The sequence below is a fragment of the Oscillospiraceae bacterium genome, assembly GCA_034925865.1.
GTDB lineage: Bacteria > Bacillota > Clostridia > Oscillospirales > SIG627 > SIG704.
The window spans coordinates 172,397-196,393 of the sequence record JAYFRN010000006.1 but is presented as its reverse complement, the minus strand read 5'-3'; the positions used below and the strand labels follow the sequence as shown (position 1 = coordinate 196,393).

Annotated in this window: 19 protein-coding genes; 11 read left to right on the top strand and 8 right to left on the bottom strand. The window is 42.9% G+C overall.

The window, feature by feature from the left end:
• The first annotated feature begins 101 nt into the window (after nt 1–101).
• Together VB118_03285 and VB118_03280 are read left to right on the top strand one after the other, a co-directional pair.
• Nucleotides 102–482 carry a hypothetical protein gene (locus VB118_03285; protein MEA4831624.1) on the top strand — a complete coding sequence of 127 codons (381 nt, stop codon included), beginning with the start codon at nt 102–104 and terminating at the stop codon, nt 480–482.
• A 540-nt stretch (nt 483–1,022) separates the two neighbouring features.
• Nucleotides 1,023–1,643 carry an ECF transporter S component gene (locus tag VB118_03280; protein MEA4831623.1) on the top strand — a complete coding sequence of 207 codons (621 nt, stop codon included), beginning with the start codon at nt 1,023–1,025 and terminating at the stop codon, nt 1,641–1,643.
• A gap of 229 nt (nt 1,644–1,872) precedes the next feature.
• On the opposite strand, the gene VB118_03275 is transcribed toward VB118_03280, so the two are convergent.
• Together VB118_03275 and VB118_03270 are read right to left on the bottom strand one after the other, a co-directional pair.
• The gene (locus VB118_03275) at nt 1,873–4,041 is read right to left on the bottom strand and encodes a family 20 glycosylhydrolase (GenBank protein ID MEA4831622.1); all 2,169 of its coding nucleotides are present in this window, start codon (nt 4,039–4,041) and stop codon (nt 1,873–1,875) included.
• Nucleotides 4,042–4,194: 153 nt separating this feature from the next.
• Nucleotides 4,195–6,108, bottom strand: a complete 1,914-nt coding sequence (locus VB118_03270) for a family 20 glycosylhydrolase (protein MEA4831621.1) — start codon at nt 6,106–6,108, stop codon at nt 4,195–4,197.
• Between the two features lie 262 nt (nt 6,109–6,370).
• On the opposite strand from VB118_03270, the gene VB118_03265 reads away from it, so the two are divergent.
• The 6 genes from VB118_03265 to VB118_03240 all read left to right on the top strand — a co-directional run bounded on the left by VB118_03265 (nt 6,371) and on the right by VB118_03240 (nt 14,725).
• Nucleotides 6,371–7,576 (top strand): hypothetical protein, encoded by a 1,206-nt coding sequence (locus VB118_03265; GenBank protein ID MEA4831620.1) that lies wholly within the window; start codon nt 6,371–6,373, stop codon nt 7,574–7,576.
• A gap of 2 nt (nt 7,577–7,578) precedes the next feature.
• Nucleotides 7,579–9,120, top strand: coding sequence for a TIGR03905 family TSCPD domain-containing protein (locus VB118_03260; protein ID MEA4831619.1), 1,542 nt, complete (start codon nt 7,579–7,581; stop codon nt 9,118–9,120).
• A 125-nt stretch (nt 9,121–9,245) separates the two neighbouring features.
• Nucleotides 9,246–10,355: a redox-regulated ATPase YchF gene (gene ychF / locus VB118_03255; GenBank protein ID MEA4831618.1), complete on the top strand. Its 1,110-nt coding sequence runs from the start codon at nt 9,246–9,248 to the stop codon at nt 10,353–10,355.
• A 406-nt stretch (nt 10,356–10,761) separates the two neighbouring features.
• Entirely contained in the window at nt 10,762–11,784 is a 1,023-nt protein-coding gene (gene sppA / locus VB118_03250; protein MEA4831617.1) for a signal peptide peptidase SppA, read from the top strand.
• A gap of 227 nt (nt 11,785–12,011) precedes the next feature.
• Nucleotides 12,012–12,695: a hypothetical protein gene (locus VB118_03245; protein ID MEA4831616.1), complete on the top strand. Its 684-nt coding sequence runs from the start codon at nt 12,012–12,014 to the stop codon at nt 12,693–12,695.
• 548 nt (nt 12,696–13,243) lie between these two features.
• The gene (locus VB118_03240) at nt 13,244–14,725 is read left to right on the top strand and encodes a sigma-70 family RNA polymerase sigma factor (GenBank protein ID MEA4831615.1); all 1,482 of its coding nucleotides are present in this window, start codon (nt 13,244–13,246) and stop codon (nt 14,723–14,725) included.
• A gap of 132 nt (nt 14,726–14,857) precedes the next feature.
• On the opposite strand, the gene ligA is transcribed toward VB118_03240, so the two are convergent.
• Nucleotides 14,858–16,861: an NAD-dependent DNA ligase LigA gene (gene ligA / locus VB118_03235; GenBank protein MEA4831614.1), complete on the bottom strand. Its 2,004-nt coding sequence runs from the start codon at nt 16,859–16,861 to the stop codon at nt 14,858–14,860.
• Nucleotides 16,862–17,296: 435 nt separating this feature from the next.
• On the opposite strand from ligA, the gene mgtE reads away from it, so the two are divergent.
• Nucleotides 17,297–18,640: a magnesium transporter gene (gene mgtE / locus VB118_03230; protein ID MEA4831613.1), complete on the top strand. Its 1,344-nt coding sequence runs from the start codon at nt 17,297–17,299 to the stop codon at nt 18,638–18,640.
• A gap of 84 nt (nt 18,641–18,724) precedes the next feature.
• Here the strand turns inward: mgtE and VB118_03225 are convergent, their stop codons facing one another.
• Nucleotides 18,725–19,813, bottom strand: coding sequence for a hypothetical protein (locus VB118_03225; protein MEA4831612.1), 1,089 nt, complete (start codon nt 19,811–19,813; stop codon nt 18,725–18,727).
• A gap of 314 nt (nt 19,814–20,127) precedes the next feature.
• Between VB118_03225 and rplM the strand changes: the two genes are divergently transcribed.
• Both rplM and rpsI read left to right on the top strand, forming a co-directional pair.
• Nucleotides 20,128–20,559 (top strand): 50S ribosomal protein L13, encoded by a 432-nt coding sequence (gene rplM, locus VB118_03220; GenBank protein ID MEA4831611.1) that lies wholly within the window; start codon nt 20,128–20,130, stop codon nt 20,557–20,559.
• Between the two features lie 18 nt (nt 20,560–20,577).
• On the top strand, nt 20,578–20,991 hold the full coding sequence (gene rpsI, locus VB118_03215; GenBank protein ID MEA4831610.1) for a 30S ribosomal protein S9: 414 nt from the start codon (nt 20,578–20,580) through the stop codon (nt 20,989–20,991).
• Nucleotides 20,992–21,154: 163 nt separating this feature from the next.
• On the opposite strand, the gene VB118_03210 is transcribed toward rpsI, so the two are convergent.
• The 4 genes from VB118_03210 to VB118_03195 all read right to left on the bottom strand — a co-directional run bounded on the left by VB118_03210 (nt 21,155) and on the right by VB118_03195 (nt 23,965).
• Nucleotides 21,155–22,240: a tyrosine-type recombinase/integrase gene (locus tag VB118_03210; protein ID MEA4831609.1), complete on the bottom strand. Its 1,086-nt coding sequence runs from the start codon at nt 22,238–22,240 to the stop codon at nt 21,155–21,157.
• A 52-nt stretch (nt 22,241–22,292) separates the two neighbouring features.
• Nucleotides 22,293–22,817: a hypothetical protein gene (locus VB118_03205; GenBank protein MEA4831608.1), complete on the bottom strand. Its 525-nt coding sequence runs from the start codon at nt 22,815–22,817 to the stop codon at nt 22,293–22,295.
• A gap of 8 nt (nt 22,818–22,825) precedes the next feature.
• The gene (locus tag VB118_03200; GenBank protein MEA4831607.1) at nt 22,826–23,158 is read right to left on the bottom strand and encodes a hypothetical protein; all 333 of its coding nucleotides are present in this window, start codon (nt 23,156–23,158) and stop codon (nt 22,826–22,828) included.
• A 153-nt stretch (nt 23,159–23,311) separates the two neighbouring features.
• A complete protein-coding gene (locus VB118_03195; protein ID MEA4831606.1) occupies nt 23,312–23,965 on the bottom strand; it encodes an XRE family transcriptional regulator in 654 nt (217 codons plus the stop codon).
• Nucleotides 23,966–23,997 lie beyond the last annotated feature (32 nt).

Sequence of the window (23,997 nt, the reverse complement as noted above, 5' to 3'; positions counted from 1 at the left end):
AATACAGTAATGTAATTTTTTACGGCTTGGTTTACATTTTTCGACGGCTATGATATAATAATATGTATATGAATATATTATGAGAAATGAGGTACACAGTTATGATAGACCAAATAAAAACAGTGCTCGATAAGCTTGAAAGGCTTGAAAAAATCGTCATAACGAACAAAGCCGATATCGGGCTTTCCGCCGATGATAAAAACGGCAAATACAAATTCAAGGATGTAAAAATCAAATCCGATTTTTCCATTTCGCTTTTGAAAATTATACTCATTGCAATAGGCGGCGCCGCCACTGTATGCGTGCTTTCGGCCTGCGCATACAAGCGTATGGAAAAACACATAACCAAAAAGCTTGAGGAAAAGTATGTTCTTATTCCATTCGACGAATGCGAATGCGAATGTGAATGCGAGGAATGTGAAAACGATGGCGGCAGCGACAATGTAAAGGACGGCGGAGCGGCGGGCGACGAAAACAAATGACGCTTATTAAAACGGTAATTTAATAATTCTTGTTTTGCAAGAAAGAAAAGCCCATATACCAGAGTTATTTGCCGGATTAATAAGCCGAAATTCCAGATTGATTTACGCAAACGTTATACTGTATTTGCCGGGAAGGCCGAAGAACGGTCCAGCCCGGCAAATTTCGTAAATATTGCAAAGCAAAGCATTGCATATATGCAATAATATATGCATAAAATGCATGATAATCCGCTTCGCTTTATGCAATTAAATTAATACTGTTTTATACGGCTTGCGTTGCGACTTTATTCATATTAATAAAAAAGCTGTTAAATTTATTCGATATATTATTGAGGCTTGCTTTGCATTAATCAGGTTTTGCTTAAACATAGAGACACACAAAGCAGCATCATAGGTAAAACCTGTATTCTGATAAAAAACGCTTTGTGAATATCGGTGAATAATAATTCATAAAATATGAAAATAATCATTGACAAATCAACTGCAATGCGGTATAATACAACAATCTTATAACGCACGAAATTAGCAGGAGGTGCTTTTATGAATTCGAATCCGAAATCAGTAAAAAAAATCAACACAGGAAAAATGGCACGCCTTGCCATTTTGACCGCGATTATTTTTATTCTGGGTCTTACCAAACTGGGGTATATCCAGTTCGGTGTAATTGAGATAACGACCGTGCTCATCCCTGTGGCTATCGGCGCGATAATCCTCGGGCCGGGTGCCGGCGCTTTCCTCGGCGCGATGTTCGGGCTTACCAGCTTTATTCAATGCTTCGGGATGAGTCCGTTTGGAGCCGCGCTGTTGGCGGTAAACCCGATTTTAACATTTATAACATGTATGATACCGCGCATACTCTGCGGCTGGCTTGCGGGGCTTGTCTTCAAGGCGTTTTCAAATTTTAAGGGTAAGGGTGCGAAAATTCTTTCTTTCCCCGTTTCCGCTCTTTCGTGTGCGGTTTTTAACACAGTATTCTTTGTAATATCATTCATGCTTCTGTTCAGCTCGACCAGCTTTATGACAGAGCTCCGCGCAGGAAGGGCACTTATGCCGTTTCTTGCCTGGTTTGTCGGGCTTAACGGACTTGTTGAAGCAATAGTCTGCTTTATCGTTGCGGCTGCTGTCGCAAAAGCACTCGCAAAATATATACCGGGTAAATAAATTAATCTGATAATTACATAGCAGCGCGCTCCGGAGCCTCCGGAGCGCGCTGCTTTCTTACATATATTATTTCTTTTTATTGTCCAATAATAAACCAAGAACAACGCCTAAACTTAATCCTATTGCTAAATGGTTAAATATTATGCCAAATGTAAGACCTATTCCGGTACATAACGGAAAATAATAATCATTTTTCTTTTTTTAAAAAGAGTTTTTTAAAATCCTGTTTTTATTGAAGAAATGCAAAGCCTTCGGAGCGGATCTCGGAGAGATCGGTGAGATCCAGCTTAAATTTAAGTTCTGAATTAATCCTGTTTGCAATATACGCGCGCATATCGAGGAGCGAGCGCAGATAAACGGACATATTGCGCAGAAGCACATAGCCGTTTGCTTTTATACGTGTTTTTTCTGCCTGCTTCATAAGAGCCTCGCGTGCCGTGATAAGCCTGTCAAGCTCAAAGATAAGCCCTCTTGCGCTCAGCTTTCCTATATTGAATGCTTCCACATCCGAAACAAGCGATTCAAATTCGTCGCAGAGCGTGTAATAATGCAACGCGGTCGTCAACCAGACGTTATTGATCGCTTCTGGCGACTTACATTGCTTCTTCTCGCCTTTAAAAAATGATATGGCTTCGGCGGCAAGCGCTTTGGTTTTCGCAAAATAATGGTAGTAGGTATCCTTTGCCGCCAATATCTTGGCGAACGCCTCGTCGGGGAAGCGATGGGGATAAGGTTTGTCCGGATTCGGATATGTATATAAATAGTATTCAAGCTCCCAGGCATAATTAGGCGCGGCCTCGCCGATCATGATCTCCCGCATATTGTCGAGAGCCTTATATGCATCCTCGAACGCATGAGGATAGTAGCGGTATGCGTATCTTTCATAAAAATCTGAGATATTTTCGGCCGACGATATATTCCACGACAGGTCGGATTGGTATAAAAAGCTGCGGTCGAACGAATAATCGAAGGAGCCGTATGACTCGATGCCTTCAAAATTCTTCTCCTTGGCGAGCTTTGCGCAGCCGTTTATATTGTCGTGAAATTCGAGAGGCAGAACCCAGTGATAATATCCGGAAAACGGCTTCATTATACTGCGGAAGCAGCTGTTTACCTTGTCGGTCTCGCCGCGGAACAGATGCGGAGTCGCGGAATAGCTCCACCAGTCGAGCACTACCACATCGTATATATCCGCTTCCTTGAATCTTTCCGCCAGTTTTTCGTTTATGCAATCAAAGTGATGCATGAGCATATCGTGGTAAATATATATGCTTTTCATCCCTTTGGATTTGAGATATCTGCATATTTTAATAATATACTCGATCATCAGATCGGGGAATTCCTTGCCGCGGCATTTTTCACACATACAGCGCGGAGAAAACTGCGTGAATACGTCTTTTTCGCTTTCGCCGTATCCGGCATAAACCTCGTCAAGACCGATTTCAATTGCGGTTATGCCGTTGGGCTTCAGATATCTGTCGATGATTTCGTCATAAATATCATACATAACGCGGTATGTGTTTTCATCGGAGGTACAGAAATAATGCCCCGTCGGCTCTCCGTTTTCGTTGCGCGCGGATATTTCCGGGATCAGCCTCGGGATAAGCGTGTTGTGACCCAGACTGTTGAAAAGCGGCTTTACGATGATGTTCTTTTTCTTTGCGTATGCGATCACTTCGCCCAAATAATCATCGGTGAACATGACGGGAAGAACATCATGCCTGTAAATCCATTTGCGCTGTTCCACTGAATAATATTTTATATCGCGGGGCGTTTGAAGCTGAGGATATTTCTTGATTGGTAAGTATAAAAATTCTGATATGCGATTGTCATACTGTACGCACCAACAACCGTAGACGCCTATCGTGATCTGATTCAGCTTCATTTCAGCAAAATAATCTATCGCCGCGAACCAATCCTCTTTCGTCATAAAATCGCTTCCGAAGCGGTTTTCTATGAATTGACCTCTGTCTGAAAAATCCGGATAGTCGATGATCGTGCAAAGAGGAAGCACGGATCTGCTGTCTTCACCGTGAATAAGGCGCACAAATGTCGTGGCGGCATAAAAAAGTCCGGACGGATCAGCTCCGCACAGCTCCGCTTTTTCTCCTGTGATGTCAATGACATACGATTCCGGCTTTTCGATGGCGGAAAGCCTTTTGTCGCAGGCGTTTACCCGGAGAACTATGGTATAATCAGCTTCCGGGTTGCTCACGGCTGCGCTTTTTGCGATGAATGCGTCCGAAACAAGCCTGAAAGCTTCCAAGCAAACAGCGTCATCAGGATAATCGCATATAAAAGAGAAGTCTGACTGCGCGAAGCGCGCCAATTCGACGCTTTCGCCTGAGGACATCATCTGCTGCGGGCGCGGGATCAACGCTTTGTCGATGTTGAACATTTTATCCTCCGTGCTGTATTATTATTAAAATGGCAATTAAATAATGTCTGCTGAATAATCATAAAGTACGACAGTAAGGATGCGATTATTAAATTGCCGTTTGCTGCTTTTATTGAGCTTCTGCTCGGCTTCTTTTCAAAGAAAGCCATGCTCTCAGCAGAAAGGAGCGATTCTTGAAGCGGAGACGATCCTGCCGAAGTAGTTAGCGTATGAGATTACTCCGGAATTACCGTTGTAATCAAGGCGCTGTTCTTCAAGCTCCTCCAGTTTTTCAAGTTTACCGTCGAGGTAATCCTTTATTTCACGCGCTGCTGTATCGATTCTTGTTACCAAAGAACCGTAACGCATATCAAATACATCCCACCCGAGAGCCTTATAAAGGTCGAACCAGAGACGGTAGTGGCTTTCACGTAAAGCAAGCATGCGCTGTTTTAATTCGGGAAGCTCATTTTCCGCCAGGGTTTCGAGTGTTATCCTGTCGTTTTCTTTATATGCTTTTGTTATTTTAAGTCCCATTTCGGCTTTTATAGCGAGGGTATTTGCCACATTATAATAGAAACGGAACATCTCGTCGAAATACCCGTTTCTGCCGACGCAGGCCTTGAGCTTTTCCGCAAGAGCGGCATAGTGTGCGTCGAAAGGCAGACCTTCTGAATTTTTGTCGAAAAGACCTGTGAGGATATCCTGCCACATTAGGTATTTGGACGGGTTGTATGAAGTCTCGGCTGTGGAAGAAACGCCGGGAGTATTGTCAAGATCCTCCAAAAGCATGAAGTCGTCATACTTGGCGCCGGTACAGAACTCAAATCTTTCCTTGAATTTTTCCATGTCGAGCTTGTCGCAGTATCCGTGTTCCGCGTAAAGAGACAAACCGAGCATATTTACATTTGCGGGGGCTTCCGTTCCGTTGTCTCCCCAGATGGTGACGAATACTTCCTTTATGCCCAGCTTTTTGCAGGTATCAAGCGCGGCTTCCGTTGAACGAAACGTTCTGTCCCAGTGCGGACCGAAGCCGATCCATGTCCATATTCCGCCGGCGAAAATCGGCTCTGAGAATTTTCTGTGCTGTATTAAGAACTTCTCGTAGAAATCCGGATCGTTGTGATAATAATCCCAGAGAACCAGCTGCATTTCAGGCGGAACACTGTCAATGACGCTCTGCGGGATTTCAACGTCGGGCTGATAATAATCGCCGTTGCCTATGCTGCGGAAGAACATATCGCTCCACATCATCGGCTTTAGTCCGAGCGAGCGGACGATCTCCATGACGCGGTTGAGGTGGATTTTCATTATTTCCGTAATAGGAGTATATCCGTGCTTTGAAAGATACGAGCCTCTTCCCAGCTTCCATGCCTCGTCCATGCCGATATGAACACGCTTTGTTTTAAACGGAGCGGTGGCCGATTTTATTACATCTGTGATGAATTTATATGTTTCTTCTTCTCCTACGAAAAGGCACTCGTCGTCTTCTCTTATGGAGGAATAAACCTCATACCACTTTAAAACGTCGACGAGATGAGCGAGCGTCTGTATACAGGGGATAAGCTCGATGCCGAGCATATCGGCGTATTCGTCGCATTCGCGTATGTCGGCTTCCGAATAGCGCGCGCGCATATATCCGAAATAGGGCTGATTCTTGACGTCAAAGCTGTCCTCACAGTAAAACATGAGCATATTCAAGCCCATCAGCGCCATTTGCCGAAGGAATTTTTTTGCGCTCTTTACATTAATAACTGCGCTGCCCTGAGAAACGTCAAACATCGGGCCGTTCATTGTGAATTTTGGGGTTTCCTTAATGCAGAAGGAGTTTTGTCCCTTTTTTATATTTTCGACCAGAAGGCCGAACGCGCGGAAAAAGTGATGCTTTTTATCGTAGGTTATCCGGGCTTTGCCTTCGGAATAGCAGAGCTCAATGTCTGCTCCGTCCTTTTGGGTGACTTCGATTGTCACTGTGCATTCACATTTGCACCCGCAGCCGCAGCCTGAAAGACCGACTCCGAGTTCTTCGGCAATTTCGGTTATTCCGCCCTCAAGCTCGTTTGTCGCTCCGAAAAAATTGAAGTTCATAGATTTCTCCGTCAATAATATTTTTATCGCGCATAAAGCCGTAAATACGGCTCACAACAGGTTTATTATAACAAATTAAAAGATAATTTACAAGGGGAAACGATGAAAATTGGTTATTGGTTGTATATACGCTTTTTGTATATTTTACGCGGCATTTAAAAATCCTTGTTTTAGATAAAAACGAGTCATATCAAAAAGCTTGCATTCACGCGTATCTTTTGATATAATAAATCAGATAAATACCAAAGATACGGAATTTGAAATGACCGAAAAATTATATTATACCAATCCGAACCCGCTTGTCGGCGAGGCTGAGGCAAGAATCGTCCGCTGCGATGAAAAACGCGGCGAAAACGGAATTTATTACGAGCTTATTTTCGACCGTACCGTGTTTTTCCCCGGCGGAGGGGGACAGCCGGCCGATACGGGCACGATAGACGGGATTCCGCTTACCGATATCCGCGAAGAGGACGGAGAGATCATACACGTGCTTGACAGGATGCCCGCGGGAACGACCGTACGCCTTTCCGCAGATATAAAAAGACGTACGGAATTCATGCGTTTTCATACCGGAGAGCATATGCTTTCACATGCGGTCCTGACTCTTTTCAGAATCAAAAACGTCGGATTTCACATGAACGAGGAATTTGCGACCGCCGATTTTGAAGCGCCACTGACTCTGGAAATGCAGCTTGAAGCCGAAAATTTTGTAATGAACGGGATATATGATGCAAAGCCGGTGACTTGCTTCACCGTTTCCTCCGGAGAGGCCGACGGACTTACTCTCAGAAAGCGAAGCGAAAAGATCAAAGGCGACGTCAGGGTTGTCGTCATAGATGGCGGCGATATGTGCGCCTGCTGCGGGCTTCATGTGACTGATACGGCAAAGGTCGTAATGTTAAAAATAATAAAAAGCGAATCGCTCAGGGGCGGGACGCGCCTTTATTTTATATGCGGCGCGAAAGCTTATAAAGATTACAGCGCAAAGCACGAGTCGGTCATGCGTATGAACGAGCTGTTTCCGGGCGGCGGTGATCTGATCGAAAAAGCCGAAAAGCTCATTGCCGAAGAAAGAAAGACAAAAATCATGCTTGCCGAAAGGTCGTCGAAGCTGATAAGTCAGATAGCCGAGAAAATTATATCTGAAACCAAAGACAAGAAGTTTTATGTATATGATGACTCTATGACCGAATCGGAGGCAAAACAGCTTTTAAACCTTCTTATAGCTGAAAAGGCTGCATTTGCCGCCGTGTTTTTCCCAACTTCCGGAAGGATCAACTATATACTCGGCGCCGGGAGCGGCTGTAAGCTTAACTGCGGATATATAATTCAATCGATAAACGCATATTTTAACGGCAAGGGCGGCGGTCCCGCGCTTTTCGCGCGCGGCTCTGCTCCGCAAAGCGGGGATTTCAACGCGGCATGCACCGGATTTTGCGATATATTTGAAAAAATAACAAGGAATTGAAAATGAGATACGAATACAAAACAAACGGAACCTGTTCGCGGCTTATTTCCTTCAATGCCGACGAAGACGGGAAGATCACCGATATAAAATTCACCGGCGGCTGCGACGGCAACCTTAAAGCGATTTCACGCGCGATGGAAGGGAAAAACGCATCGGAAATAAAAAACCTGTTTAAGGGGATCACCTGCGGGAGCAAACCGACAAGTTGCTCCGACCAGCTTTCGCGCGCATTGGACAAGTATATGCGCGAAAACGCCATAAAATGTGATAACGGCGTATTTTTTCCCGCCGAGGTTATGCTGCCGGAAAACGCCGATATGACAAAATGGTCAGTTGTTGCCTGCGACCAGTTTACATCGGAGCCGGAATACTGGGAAAACGCCGACAGGATTGTCGGCTCCGCTCCTTCGACGCTGAGGATCACTCTGCCGGAGATATACCTTGACAAGCCCGGAGTTGACGAGAAAATAGCCTCAATTAACAAGTCGATGCGCGAATATATGAGACAGGGAATTCTCAAGCAAAGAGAGCCGCAGTTTATATTGACGGAACGCACCTTGTCAAACGGCGCTGTCAGGCGCGGACTTGTCGGTATGATCGATTTAGAAAAATACGATTATTCCAAGGGTTCCGCTTCCGCCGTACGAGCCACCGAGGGGACAGTCACGGAACGCATCCCTCCAAGGCTCAGGGTACGCAAGAGCGCGATCCTTGAGCTTCCGCATGTCATGCTGCTCATTGACGACCGCGAGAAAACCGTGATAGAGCCTTTGTCTTTTCCGGAAGTAAAAAATACGTTTGAAAAGCTGTACGATTTCAAGCTCATGCTTTCCGGAGGCAGCGTATGCGGATACGCGGTTTCTCCCGAATACACTAAGAAAATTGATTCCGCCCTCTCGGCTCTTGCTGACAGAGAAGCATTCGATGAAAAATATAATCTTTCCGGTGACGATAACGGCGTGTTGTTGTTCGCTGTCGGGGATGGGAATCACTCGCTTGCCACGGCAAAGGCGTTTTATGAAAGGATAAAATCGACGCTTTCTCCCGCGGATGCCGCCGAGCATCCGGCCAGATATGCGCTTTGCGAGGTCGTGAATCTTCATGATCCCGCGCTCGAATTCGAGCCGATACACCGTGTGCTGTTTGGCGCTTCTCCTGAAGCGGTGGAAAAAGCTCTGCGCGGATATTTCGAGCTTTCCGAAACCCAGTCGGAGGAACAGTCGTTCGCGTTCCGCGCTGACGGCCGTGAAACGAGATATTTTATAAAAAACCCGCCTTCCGCGATCGCGGTGGGCAGTGTTCAGTCTTTTATAGATGATTTTATTAAAACATCCGGCCGAAGAGTGGATTATATTCACGGTGCCGATGTCGCAAGACGCCTCGCCGACGAAGGCGGCGCCGCGGCGTTCTTGCTTCCCGATACGGACAAAAATATGCTGTTTAAAACAGTCATTTCTGACGGCGCGCTGCCCCGAAAGACATTTTCGATGGGTCACGCCTGTGACAAGCGTTATTACCTTGAAGCGCGCCGCATTCAAAGATAAGGAAATAAGATTGCGAGCTTTGCGGCTTTTACCGCCTGAACCGATGCGATTCAGCTTCACAAGACAGCACAATTCCACATGAAAGGAAGCTTTCGCTTCACGAAAGCTATGGTTATAAAAATAAAATGAAACTCGGAATAATCGGACTCCCAAACGTAGGGAAAAGCACTCTCTTCAACGCGCTGACAAACGCAGGCGCACAGGCCGCGAATTTTCCGTTCTGCACGATTGATCCTAATGTCGGCGTCGTACCCGTTCCTGATAAAAGGCTTGACAAGTTGACCGAAATGTATCATCCAGTCAAAACAACGCCGGCTGTTGTGGAATTCGTCGACATCGCCGGGCTTGTACGCGGCGCTTCAAAGGGAGAAGGGCTCGGAAACAAATTTCTTTCTCATATCCGTGAGGTTGACGCGGTCGTTCATGTGGTGCGTTGTTTCAGAAATGACGATATTGTTCATGTCGAAGGAAATACAGATCCCAGACGCGACGTGGAAATAATAAATATGGAGCTCATTTTTTCGGATATGGAGCTTTTGGAAAGAAAGCTCGACCGTGCCAGAAAGCGTTTTAAGGGTGATAAAAGTGCCGAAGCTGAAATCAGGCTTTGTGAAAGTCTTTTGGCATATTTGAGCGACGGAAAATGCGCGCGTTCAATGACGCTCGATAAAACCGAAATCGAACTTTTGTCAGACACTCCGCTTCTCACAATGAAGCCGGTTATATATGCCGCAAATATAGGAGAAGAGGATATAAAGCACGCCGAGGACGGCACTCTCTGCGAGGTAAACCCTGATTATAAGGCGCTTCATGAGCTTGCAATTAATGAAGGCTCAGAGATAATTCCGGTTTGCGCAGAGATAGAGGCAGAGCTTAACGAGCTTGAGGACGACGAGCGTTCGATGTTCCTTGAGGATCTTGGGCTTAAGGAATCCGGGCTCAACCGTTTGATTACCGCCGGATATCGCCTGCTTGGGCTGATCAGCTTTCTTACGGCGGGAACTCCGGAGGTCAGAGCATGGACAATAAAGCGTGGAACGCTCGCGCCGGGCGCGGCCGGAAAGATTCACTCCGACTTTGAAAAGGGCTTTATCAGGGCGGAGGTCGTCGCGTATGACGATCTGATCCGCGTCGGCACAATGACCGTCGCAAAGGAACAGGGACTTGTCAGAAGCGAAGGAAAAGAATATGTCATGAAGGACGGAGACATCGTTTTATTCAGATTTAATGTATAAATCGCGGTCAGAAAAGCCGAATCAGAACATAATAAATGCGATGCTCAATTGTACCATATCACAAGCCTAATGCCCGACTACATAATGTCTACTGAAGTTTTGACAGTTGAAAACCAGCCAAAACCCGAAGTATCCATCATTGTTTTCATCATTTCCTTTTTGCCGTATTTGTTTTATGATTGTTCAGCAGGCATTATATAGACGCGGCTTCTTGAAAAGAAAATATCAGGATAACTGAGGACAAAGCTCATTTAAATATGCCTTGCTTTATAAGAGCGGAAGGCCCATATACCAAAGTCTTTTCTTTCTTTAAGCGGTAATTATTTAAATGCCAAGTTAATAATATAATCAGCGTTTTCTTAAAAATTTGATCCGATCAATAAAAAATATAAGGATGGGTATTAAAATGAATCAGAATCCGTATCCGCCGTATAATCCGGCTCCCCCGAAGAAGAACCATACAGCACTCGTTGTGACGCTTATCATCGTTGGAGTTATTGTTCTCGCTCTGATTTTTGTCGGTGCTATGTCCGCCTTCGCCTCCGCTTTGTCGGGTGCGATAACGTCAAATTCAGGATACAAGATGCAGAACACTCCGATGTATCCAAATGTGGCTGTCATATGGATATCCGGAACAATCAGTGCCGCTTCCGACGGCAGTTATGATCAGAACTGGCTGATTTCGACAATAAACAGCCTTATAAACGACACCTCAAACGAGGCTCTGTGTATTTCGATGAACACGCCCGGCGGCGCGATATATCAGACTGACGAGGTATATCTGACACTTTTGAAATATAAGGAAACAGGCCGTCCGATATATGTATATATGAACGAGCTTTGCGCGTCAGGCGGATATTATATTTCTTGTGCCGCCGATGAAATTTACGCCAACCGGAACACGCTGACAGGTTCAATCGGCGTCGTCATGAATCAGGTTTTTGACGTTACGGCGCTCTGTGAGAAGCTTGGCATCAAGGTCACGACCATTTATTCCGGCGCCAATAAGACGCTGGGCGGTAATTTTTCTGAATTTACAGAGGAACAGCAGGCGATAATGCAGTCTCTTTGCGACGAAGCATACGGCCAATTTGTCGGGATTGTATCAACGGGAAGGAAAATGTCGGATAATGATGTCCGCGCGCTTGCTGACGGCCGTGTTTACAGCGCGGCTCAAGCTGAGAAAAACGGTCTTATCGACGGTATAAAGACATATGATGAATTCATGGATTATGTATCCGAAAAAGTCGGCGGAGAAAACGGAATTCCGTTTGTCGATTATTACTATGTGCATGAGTTTTCATTTCGTGATATTTTTAATTATGTAAAAACAGGCTCTGTCGGCGAATCGACTCAGCTTGCCATGCTCAAGCAGCTTGTAAGCATGAATTTTTCGCGCCCGAGCTACTACTGCAACGTAATGGACTGACGAATAAAGAACTGTAATACTGACTAAAAAGGGAGCGTTTCCAAAAGAAGCTGCAATTTTGGAAATACTCCATCTTCGCACTTTGGACATTGCCGCTAAATGGACTAAGCTTTACCCAAACCGGAGCGTTGTTCGCGGCAAGATGGATATTTTTTTGGTGATGGATGGGATCGGTAATATTGAGTGTTTACACAATGAACTTGGTAAAGTCGATAAAGGAGAAATTTTTGCTTGAAAAAAAGAGACAATACTTTAATTTCATGTATTATTTCCAGTATAATAATACTTATATTCGATTTTATAAATTAAATTTTTACGTAGCGGCAGATACTCGCAGCTTTGGTGCAGGGATTATTGTTGGTTTTCTGTTATATATACCATACATTCTATACGGTATATTGGCAATACGAACTGTATTTTATTTATTTAAAAAATTCAAAGAAAAACGTTTGGTAGCCTTTGCTCCCGCAGGTATCATACTTGTTACCACGTTGTTGTATGCTTTATTTCCTTACACAAATTTATATTTAAATATGTATTATTCATTGAATAAGGGAATGCTTCAAAAAACCGTTCAACTAATGAATGAAGGAAAAGTGTACCCAATCGATAATAACGAATACATAGTACCATATAAATCAACTTCCTATACCGGCGTATTGTATACTGAAGTAAATGATGGAATAACGAAAATTATGTTTTATGCATTTAAGGGAGTGAAAAAAGATATAGTTATTGTTTATTCTTCAGATGACAGCAGTATTAACAAAAAAGATTTCAATAATATTATATATGGTGGTACATGGAATTTTAGTAATATTAAAAAAATTGATACCAATTGGTACTCAGCAACAATTAATGGTTACAAAAGAAATTATCATTTGTATAATGAAGTACATAAACATTTATAAAGAAATAGTAAAATAAAACATCTATCAACAGCCGTTAGTGTAAACTGGCGGCTGTTGGTTTTTAAAGTAAAATAAAAATTAATATTCAAGTAAGGCTTGACAATACTTACAATTATAGGTTGTTATAATTATGAAAATATGTCTGATACTACACCGACGGCAGCATAAGGACAGAGGTCGACATGGCAGGTAACGTTACCTCCTATACATATGATATCTTTGACGCATACTTCGACACAGCTTCTTTAAGACGAAAGTGGCTCGGCAGCCGGAAACTATTATAATGCGGCAGCAAGGATACGGCGTATGCCGGTATAGGATTTAAAACTAAACTCCGAAAAATTATTTTATAAATTGCCAACCTTTCTGATTTTCTTTCCACTATATACTCAAACGGTACCGGAATAATAACTATGAATAAACAAAAAGCAGACGAACTTATAACGGAATACTTGCCCAAAGTATATGGCTTTGCCGTAACTAAATGTTTTAGTTAAGATGAGGCTGATGATTTATGCGCCGATATTATCATTGAACTATATCGGTCATTGCTTAATGCCGGCGAAATTTATAATTCTGACGGCTATGTATGGCGAATCAGTGAGCATGTGTTTTCAAAATTCGTCTCATCAAAGAAAAAACATCAGGGAATTTCAATTGACGAGATGAATATTCCGTTTCAGGATAAGTACTTTACCGATGAAGATGAACTACTGTTACGACTTCGCCGTGAAATATCTTTCCTGACAAAGGTACGCCGCGAAATTGTCTATTCTTATTATTATGAAAATAAAAGTATCGCTGCCATTTCATCTATGATGAATTTGCCTGTCGGAACGGTAAAGTGGCATCTCAACAAGGCGAGAAACGAATTGAAAGAAGGGTTTATTATGGAAAGAAAAATTGGAAAGCTCGGATTGAAACCAATTAAAGCAACTGGCTTCGGACACAGTGGAAATCCCGGAACAAACGGTGGACCTGAATTCTACTTGGGTGACAGTTTAAATTTGAACATTGTTTACAGCGTTTATCATGACCCCAAAACAAGGGATGAAATAGCTGAGGAACTTGGCGTTACACCTGTTTTTATTGAAGATAAAATTGGCTTTCTAGAAGGCAACGGATTTTTGATAAAACAGCCCAAGAACCGCTTTACAACCTATGTGAAATTTGACCCTGAGACCTATTTTCTTGAAGAAGCGGAAAATATATTGAAAAAGCAGCATGAAATTGCGGAGCTTCTTGCACTGGATTACACTCAATCAATACGAAAAGCTGTTGCCGACTACCCGGATGTGTTTATACCAAGTGAAAATAAAGAATTGTTTGAAGCCGCTGCAATATTTTACGGAGTGGCAAACAAATGTCAAATCCCGATAAATAAGGATTTATCAAAGTATTCAATAAAAACGACTTCCGGTGGGAATTTCATAGCATGTGTAAATTTACCGTCAAAGCAGATTGATACAGACTATGTTTCCGTATTACAGCCTCAGGATCTGAGTGCTTGCGGAAATATGACGCGTTACTCGGACAAATATCCGGTGTATTCATGGTCTATTGACACAAAATACTGTTCAAGAAAAGGTCACTGGGAGAATAATCTAACCTCCGATTATGAATTTTTATATGAGTTTATGACCAGAGAAATTTCTGACAATTCTGCAAACACAGATAAATTTAAGCGGCTGAGGGAACGGAAATACTTGACCGATGACAACAAGGTCAATATCATGGTAGTCAAAGGAAAAGCAGAAGACTTCTTTGAAAAAATACCATCACTTGACGAAGCTACTAAAAAGAAATTTGCCGGATATGCACTTGAAGCTGCCGAGATGACCGCCAGAAATTATCCGCCGCAAATGAGAGATCTGATTATCAGTTGGCATGCGGGAGGATTCGTAAGTAATTCCGTGGCTGTAATGGTAATGGATATTCTCTATAACAATGGTACATTTAAAGCGCTTACTGAGAATGAAAAAGTAACCTCAAACCTGATTATGTTCTGCGATAGACTTCCGAATGTATAAAAATTATAGCAAAGCCCGGATTGGTTCGCCAGTCCGGGCTTTGTTTGCCGAGTTAATAATAAAAACCTGATTGAAGTATTGCATAATACTGACTAGAAAGCTCCGAAGCATTGCAATGCTCCGGAGCTTTTTTCAGTATCCAATAAGTGCTTTCAGACCGTCCTCGTCGATTACTTTGACGCCTAGCTCACGCGCCTTTGAGAGCTTGCTGCCCGCGTCTACTCCGGCAACTACATATGACGTCTTTTTTGAAACAGAAGAGGATACCTTCCCGCCGTTTTCGGTTATCATTGCCCCCGCTTCGTCTCTCGTCAGGGTCGGGAGCGTTCCTGTAAGAACAAATACGAACCCGGACAGAGAATCGGATTTATCGGTCGGGATAAATTCTGTGTTTACACCGGCCTGTAAAAGCCGTGAAATGACTTTTTTATTCTTCTCAACGGAGAAATAATCGATGATTGCTTTGGCGGTGATCTCTCCGATATCGCTTTGGGACGCAAGCTGATCTACGGTCGCGTTCATAAGTCCATCCAGAGTTTTGAATGCTTTTGCGAGAGTATACGCGGCCTTTTGTCCTACATTTCGTATGCCAAGCGCGTAAATAAGCCTTGACAGGCACAGCTTTTTTGAGCTTTCCGCCGATTCGATCAGCTTCGCCGCCGATTTTTCACCGAAGCCCTCGAGTGATGAAAGCCTTTGGGCGGAAAGATAATATATATCGGAGACATCATCGGTGATGCCTTCGTCGCACAGCTGCGCCGCGACCGCTTCTCCGAGACCCTGGATGTTCATTGCGTCACGTGAAGCAAAGTGAATTATGTTTCTGATTTTTTGAGATGGACATGAGGCGCTTACGCATCTTATCGCCGCCTCACCCTCTATACGAAGGACTTTTTCACCGCATGAAGGACAGGTTTCGGGAAATTCAAATTTTACTGAATTCTTCGGACGCTTTGAAATATCTGAGCCGAGAATTTCGGGAATGATCTCTCCGGCTTTTCTCACGAATACGGTGTCGCCGATCCTGATATCCTTTTCGGTTATAAAGTCGGCGTTATGCAGCGTTGCGCGGCTTACGGTCGTGCCTGCCAGTGTTACCGGATCCAGGACGGCGTTCGGAGTGAGCACGCCGGTGCGTCCGACCTGTATTATAATGTCCTTTAACAGTGTAAGCTTGATTTCAGGCGGATATTTGAAAGCGACCGCCCATTTCGGCACGTTCGGCAGCTCACCGAGCCTTGCGCGTGCGGCAAGGGAATTTACCTTCACGACCGCTCCGTCTATATCGAATTTAAGCTTTCCGCGCTCGTTTCCCATCCGTTCGATCACTGAGCGTATCTCGTCAAAGCCGCGGCACACACGGTAATCCGGTATGACTCTGAACCCTAAGGTTTTCAGAAATTCGAAAGATTTGCTGTGAGAAACGGGTAATTCTCCGTCCATACCCTGCAAGTTGAATACAAATATCGACAGCTTACGCTTCGCGACGGTATTCGGGTCGAGAAGTCTCAGAGAACCGGCGGCGGCGTTGCGTGGATTCGCGAAGGGCGCCTCATCGTTCAGCTCTCTTTGCGTGTTTAATGCTTCAAACGCGGATATTGGCATATATACCTCGCCTCTTACGGCGATATACGGCGGAGCGTTTTTTATTATCAACGGGATTTCCGCGACTGTTTTTAGATTTTCGGTGACATCCTCGCCTACCAAGCCGTCGCCTCTTGTCGCGCCGCGGACAAAACGTCCGTTTTCGTATTCTAGACATACTGAGAGACCGTCGATTTTATACTCGACCGTAAATTCGCATTCCTGATCCTTTGATTTTATATCGTTGATAAAAGCATAAAGCTCGTCAAAGCTGAAAACGTCTTTAAGGCTTTTCATAGGGAAGCGGTGCGAGACTTTTTTAAAGCCCTCCGCGGCCGCTCCGCCGACGCGCCTTGTCGGCGAAAGCGGATCGGAAAACTCCGGATACTGCGTTTCAAGCTCTGAAAGCCTCCGGAACATCATATCATACTCGTAATCGCTTATTTCGGGCGTATCCAGTACATAATATAGGTATGAATGCCTGTGCAGCGATTCGCGCAGAGACTTTATTTCCTGCTCCGCTTCTGCTTTTGTTTTATCCTGTTTATCCATATAGCCCACCGCCTTTCGCATTTCAGATATATTATACCAAACAAGCCGGAAATTACAACATCTTTTTAATACGGTTATATTCAGGGTTGACAAAATGGGATAAAAGTAATATTATATAAACGCGGATTATTTCCGCGATAATTATATATAAGGAGTGAAATCTGTGGACGCGCACGGTCGAAGTAGCGGAAAGAGCATAGCACAAGAAAATACTATCGGCGTTCCGTCGGACGGCTGTTTGCGGATAAAGATTTCCGTCTCCGTCAGACTTTAAGAGGCATGGATTTATATGCCTGCCTTGCCGCTGCGCGGTTTTACCGCTGCAGTATAAATTTTTGTGCTCTGTCCCCGTTACATTTATGCCCTCACGCATAATTATAACGGGTTTTTTATTTCCGCCCGGTCTTGTGAAAATCTGCCGAGGAGGTAAAAGACATGAGTGAGAAGTGGACAGAACTTATTGATCTGTTGAATGAAAAGCGTTTTGTTGAACTGAAGGAACGTCTTAATGAAAGCAACGAGGTCGACATAGCGGATTTTTTCTCGGAGCTTCCGCTGGATCAGGCGACAAAGCTTTTCAGAATGCTGAAAAAGGACAAGGCTACAGACGTTTTCGCTTGTCTTGATGTCGATAAGCAGCAGCATATTATTTCTGCCGCGACAGACAAAGAGCTTGTCGATCTTATCAGCGATCTTTTTGTCGACGACATAGTCGATATGATGGAGGAGCTGCCCGCGACGGTGGTGCGCCGTATACTTGAGACGGCGACATCCGAAACACGTAAAACAATAAATCAATACTTGAATTATCCGGAAAACTCTGCCGGAAGCATTATGACGGCGGAGCTTATGAACTTAAAGCATAGCTTTACCGTAAGGGAAGCGTTTGCCCGTATTCGTGAGAAATGCAGTGAAAAGGAAGATGTTTACACCTGCTTTGTAACCGATGAAAACCGCGTGCTTCAAGGCGTAGTTACCGTCAAGCAGATGCTTATGGCTCGCGACGACGATCTGATCGGCGATATAATGACGGAGAATTTCGTTTCTGCCGTCACGACCGACGACCGCGAACACGTTGTCGAGCTGATCAAAAAATACGGGTTGCTCTCTTTGCCTGTCGTGGACAAGGAAAGCCGGCTTGTCGGAATAATCACGGTCGATGACGCCGTCGACATCCTTACACAAGAGGCAACAGAGGATATCACGCTCATGGCGGCCGTGTCTCCCTCGGAAAAGCCATATTTGAAATCGGGCGTCGTGTTTCTCGCCAGAAACCGAATTGTCTGGCTTCTCGTGCTTATGCTGTCAAGCACGCTGACGGGAATTATCCTGTCAAATTATGAGGCGGCTTTTGCCGCAGTGCCGCTGTTGGTCACATTTATACCGATGCTTACCGATACCGGCGGAAACGCCGGAAGCCAGAGCTCCGCATTGATTATCCGCGGTCTTGCGCTCGGTGAAATTAAGATGTCAGATTTCTTTGCGGTCGTGTGGAAGGAAGCCCGGGTAAGCCTGCTTGTCGGAGTTGCCCTGAGCACGGTCAACTATTTTAGAATTTTGATCATGTACCCTGATAAAGCTCCGGTTGCGTTCGTTGTCGCTCTCAGCCTTTTGGCTACGGTAATTATCGCGAAGGTCATCGGAGGAATCCTGCCGCTCTTCGCGAAGCTTATCAGGACCGATCCCGCAATTATGGCCGCGCCGCTTATTACAACGATCGTCGACGCGCTTTCGCTTGTGATCTATTTCGGCATAGCAAGCTCGTTGCTGAAGATTTGACTTGCTAAGCCATACAAATATAATATAAAATTATTGCGGAGCTTTTATTTAAGCTCCGCAATTTTTCGCATATGTGGATCGAATTCATCTTGCGCGGTCAAACACCTTATACGCATCCGCGGTGAAGGGGATAACGGCCGAAGAATCGTCCGGGAAAGCCTCGGGAGTGGCTACGATATAATAATACATAGTGCCTTTATCGCCGCCGAAAAATGTTATTTGACCGAATTCATAATTATTTTCTTTCAAATAGTCATAATATTTCCGGCAAGCGTCGTAAAACTCAGACGCCGTCGGCAATTCAAAATCAAAGGTAAGATTAAACGCCATATCCGAAAGATAAAGCTTGTTTTCGCTGTCGTCGGGGAGCGCTGTAAAATATTGATAATCTCTTGATGATTTTAAAAACGGGGCGCAGGTGACCGTAAACTGGTCGTCGACAAATTTTGTTTTTAAAAATGAAATAAGCTCAGAGCTGCGATAGCTTGAAACCGAGAAAGCGGTGTCCAGAAAATAACCGTCGTCAAAGCTGTTTTCACGAACCGCTATCGGAGACGAAATCGTAGTGCCCTTGAAGTCATAATACACATTTACGTTATACAGTCCCGAACGAACGTCATATCCTGCCCTGTATGAGGTGAATTTCTGATTGGTGTATTTTTCTTCGGCATACTGCCTTACCGAATCGGCAGCGGAAATATTTTCCCATGGAGTCCCCAACATGAAGAAATGCGCCGCGATAAGCAATACGGAAAGCAACGCGCAGTTGAGAAGCGAAAGCCAGCCACTCTTTGATTTTCCGGATATGGCCTTTTTCAACAGCTTTGCGCAAAATGCCGTAAGCAGGTAAAAAGCGACGCAGGACACGGTGTAAACCGCGGCGTATTTCAGATCGGCATAATCGGCAACTGAAATCACGGCGGCGGAAAGCGCGACAACAACGGAATTTTTAACCGGCTCATCATAAACAAAAGAGACGATGAATCCGGCTGCGAATAAAAGCGGCAGAGACGAGATAAAGCCTCTCTGAGGCGAAGCGGAGAAGACGGCGAAAAACAGAAGAAGAAACGAGAATATCGATCGAATCAGCTCGTTTTTTTCGGCATTTGCTTTTTTAACTTTTTTATTGCCGGAAGGCTTTTCGTACTTTTCCGACGGTTTTGCATTATTCATAAAAACCCTCCCTTTAATGTATCATAAGCAGAAGAACTTGCTACAGTTTATAATATATCAGCAAACAGTATTAAATAAAACATATAAATGTAAAATAATATGTAAATTTTTCCGTCCATGATACAGATGTGCCGCAAAGCAAGCGTTATTATGAATTCAACACATCAAAAACGGGCGATAGAAAGAGAAAATTAAAGCAAAAGCGAGGAAATGAAGAATAAATTGAATTATTTTCAGAAAAGCTCTTGACAAATATTATTTATATGTGTATAATGACACACGCAAAGAAAGAAATTGTAATCGGAGGAATATTCATGTCCACTTATATGGCGAAAGCCGAAACCATTGAACGCAAATGGTACGTTTTGGATGCCGCCGGCAAGCCTCTCGGAAAGGTGGCCGTCGCCGCTGCCGATATTCTGCGCGGCAAGCATCGTCCCGAATTCACGCCCCATGTTGATTGCGGCGAATTTGTCGTTATTATCAACTGCTCGAAGGCTGTCCTTACCGGGAAAAAGCTCGACGAGAAAAAATACAGACATCATTCAGGTTATATCGGCGGTCTCAAGGAGATCGGATATAGAGAAATCATGCAGAAACGCCCTGAGTTTGCTATGCAGCTGGCCGTCAAGGGAATGCTCCCGAACAACTCTATCGGCAGAAAGAGCATTACGCGTCTCATGACCTATGCCGGAGACACTCACAAGCAGCAGGCGCAGACGCCTACCGAAATCGCGGTCAAATAACGAAGGGAGAAAGAAGAAATGGCAATTAATTACCAGAGCGCGAAGCCCTATTTTTACGGTACGGGCAGAAGAAAGAAGTCAATCGCCCGTGTCCGCATTTATCCCGGAACAGGCGCGATAACAGTTAATAAAAGAGACATAGACGATTATTTCGGTCTTGATACTCTCAAGCTCATTATTCGTCAGCCGTTCGGCGTTACATCCACCGGAGGGAAATTCGACGTCATATGCAGCGTGGTCGGCGGCGGCGTTTCCGGACAGGCCGGCGCGATCCGCCACGGAATAGCAAGAGCTCTTGTTCAGGCTGATACGGAGGCGTATCGTTCTCTACTCAAGAAGGCAGGATTGCTCACCCGTGACCCGAGAATGAAGGAAAGAAAGAAATACGGTCTCAAAGCGGCTCGCCGCGCTTCCCAGTTCTCAAAGAGATAAAAAAGTTCAATATTTATGCACTTACAAGCCCCTGCAAATGCTTTATTTGCAGGGGCTTGTTCAATTTCACGTTTCTGAACGCCCAGCGCTGTTCGTGACGGTGATACACAAATGATATACAAGTGATACACAAAAATAATGATCAGGGATTGATTTTACATCATTAAAGCTTATTCAGTTCTTTTCTTAATTCCTCAAATTCAAAGTGGGTATAAACCAATTCACCGATGCCTTTACCGGAATGACCTTGGATTTTTCTTCTCATGGCTTCATCCAGTTTCTTCTCTTTCCACATAGTAGTGAAAGTATGCCTTGTGTCATCAGGGGTGTGTTCTCTCATTTCTGCTTTATCATTTTTGTATTGAAAGATTTTCATATCAGTAAGTAATGGCTTCCAATAGGTATCAGTATATTGACCATGGTAAACATCAAACATGATTTTTTTACCGTTTAACTGCGTTATTAGATATTCAGTACCTTTCTGCATCCAGTGTTCATAAAAGGGCAAAACTCTGTCATGGATTGGTACTTTTCGAGCTGCATTGTCATTTTTCCCCTTTTCAATGTAGAAAGATTTTTCTTCAAGATTTACATTCGGTCTTTTTACATTGAACAATTCACCTGGACGGACACCGCTATAAATCAGCATTAAAATAACTTGAATATATTCGTTATTGTTTGACCACCGCCATATAGTATCAATTTCAGAATCAGTGAAGCGGTAATGTTTATCGCTTTTAACTACCTTACCAATACTCACATATTCAACAATGTGTTTATCCTTACCAATGATTTCATTCATTACAGCGTAATCAAATAACTGATTGAAAAGTGTTTTTAGCTTCTTTAAAGTTGGATAGTTCTTATCGGAAGAATCAACAACTCCTTGTAGATGCGAAAGCTTCAGTTCTGTAAATTTCACATTGTATATTCTAGAGCATAAATTATATGAAGCTTGATAACCGTTTACATTGGAATCGCTAATTTCTTTGAACTTACGTTCAGACCATTTATCATATACACCTGAAAAAGTAATTCCTGACTGAATATCAAAAGGATTTGTATTATATTCTGCTAATGCTTGAAGTGCTTCCTGCCTTGTCGCATAATATCCAATATATTTATATTGTCTAGTAAGTTTTTCACCAGTATCGTCAATATTCCATGACACGGTCTTTCTTATTGCCCATGGCTTTCTTCTATTACCTGGAAGTTTATAAACAGCGCCGTACCCATTGGGTAACTTCATATACAATCACCACTTTTTGAACCTGCTATGCGTTTTTACATAGCAGGTCTTTTTATTGTTCAAACAAGGATGTGTAAGAAATTCTGATTTCATCAAGAGAATCTTCATCCATAACAGGAATCCAAAAATCATAAACACCGCATTTATCAGCTCTGTATGAAACATTCAAATCATTAATTTTGGTATTAGAATATTTTTTTAATCCAAACATGGTAAGAATATCATTCTTGTTTTCATATGGTATTTCAGCATTATCAATTGAAATTCTTTGTAGCATATCATGATTGAAGTGATATGAATAATTTCCATAATATAGTGTTCTGATTGCATATGTAGCAGATAATCCATTATATGTCCATTCTTCAATGCTATCAGGTTGTCCATTCATTTCAATCAGTTGAGATTCATTCACAGTCTTGTTATCACGATAAAAAGACGTTGCATCTAGAATGACATCTACATTTGAATTTTTCTTTTGATATTTTTCAGGATTTTGTACTATTTGTAAAATACCAAATCCAAGTGCTCCCATAAACATCAAAAATACAATTAAGCCTATTATTTTACCTTTTTTCATTATAAATATTATCCTTTCAAGTAATTATTGATATATTTAATCCAATCATCAATTTTGGGTATGAAAACTTGAATATTTCCTTCGATTATTTCATGGTCATATAGACTTGTTAAAATCTGCATCCAATAATTCTTTCCTTGAAGCTTGATCTTTCCAATGGGACAACCTGAGTAATTAACTGTTAATGTTCCATCAGACATTCTAATCATATCTGTTTTATTGTTTAAATTACATTTTTTGAATTTTGAAAATAAATTTTCAAAGAATAAGCATTCTAAGTCATTAACTGTATATAACTTCGATGGATTGCTTGAACCATAACGAATATTGTATTCAATCATAAAATATTCCCTTTCTGTTTAAGATGTTCAAGTGTTCAAGATAGTTCTTATTACCTATATTCTCTTATAGCTATTTATAAATTGTCTTTAATTGGTCTTAATTTAAATATAAGAAATAGTAAGTAACTTGAACATCTTAAACAACTTGAACACTTAATTTAATTTTCGTTTGATTTCTACAACTTTACCGTAAATCCATATTTGATTTAATTCTTCTCCAACAATCATTTTTGCTTCATATTCAGAGTTTAACGGCATAAGTGTTATGGCGTTTTTATTTTTGATTACTTTTTTAATAGTTCCGATATCGCCATTATATATAACAATTGCAATATCACCATTATCAACATCTGATTGCTTACGGACAAGGGCTAAATCACCGTTCATGATTAACGGTGCCATACTATCACCTTCAACACGAAACCAAACATATTCTTCGGGGTTTTTTAAATCATAGGCAAATTCAAATCCTTGGTATTCTTCCACTGCAACACCATCATATCCAGCACGAACAGATGCGATAACAGGAAGATTGAATATAGTATTAATTGGGTATGTGACCACACTTGATTTAAATTCATGCCGGTCTTCTTTTTCATTGGTTGCGGATATATCAAGTAATTCTTGCGGTTCTATTCCAAATATTTCTGCAAATTTTAGCAATTTTGATTGGGGTAGATCACTTTTACCCATTTCAATTTTATTAATAGATGATTTATGCTGATATCCCATGAGTTCTGCCAAATATTCCTGAGACCAACCTTTTTTGGTACGAAAGCTTTTGATTTTTTCACCAGTAGTCATCATAAACCAACTTTCTTCAATCTATATTGTTTATT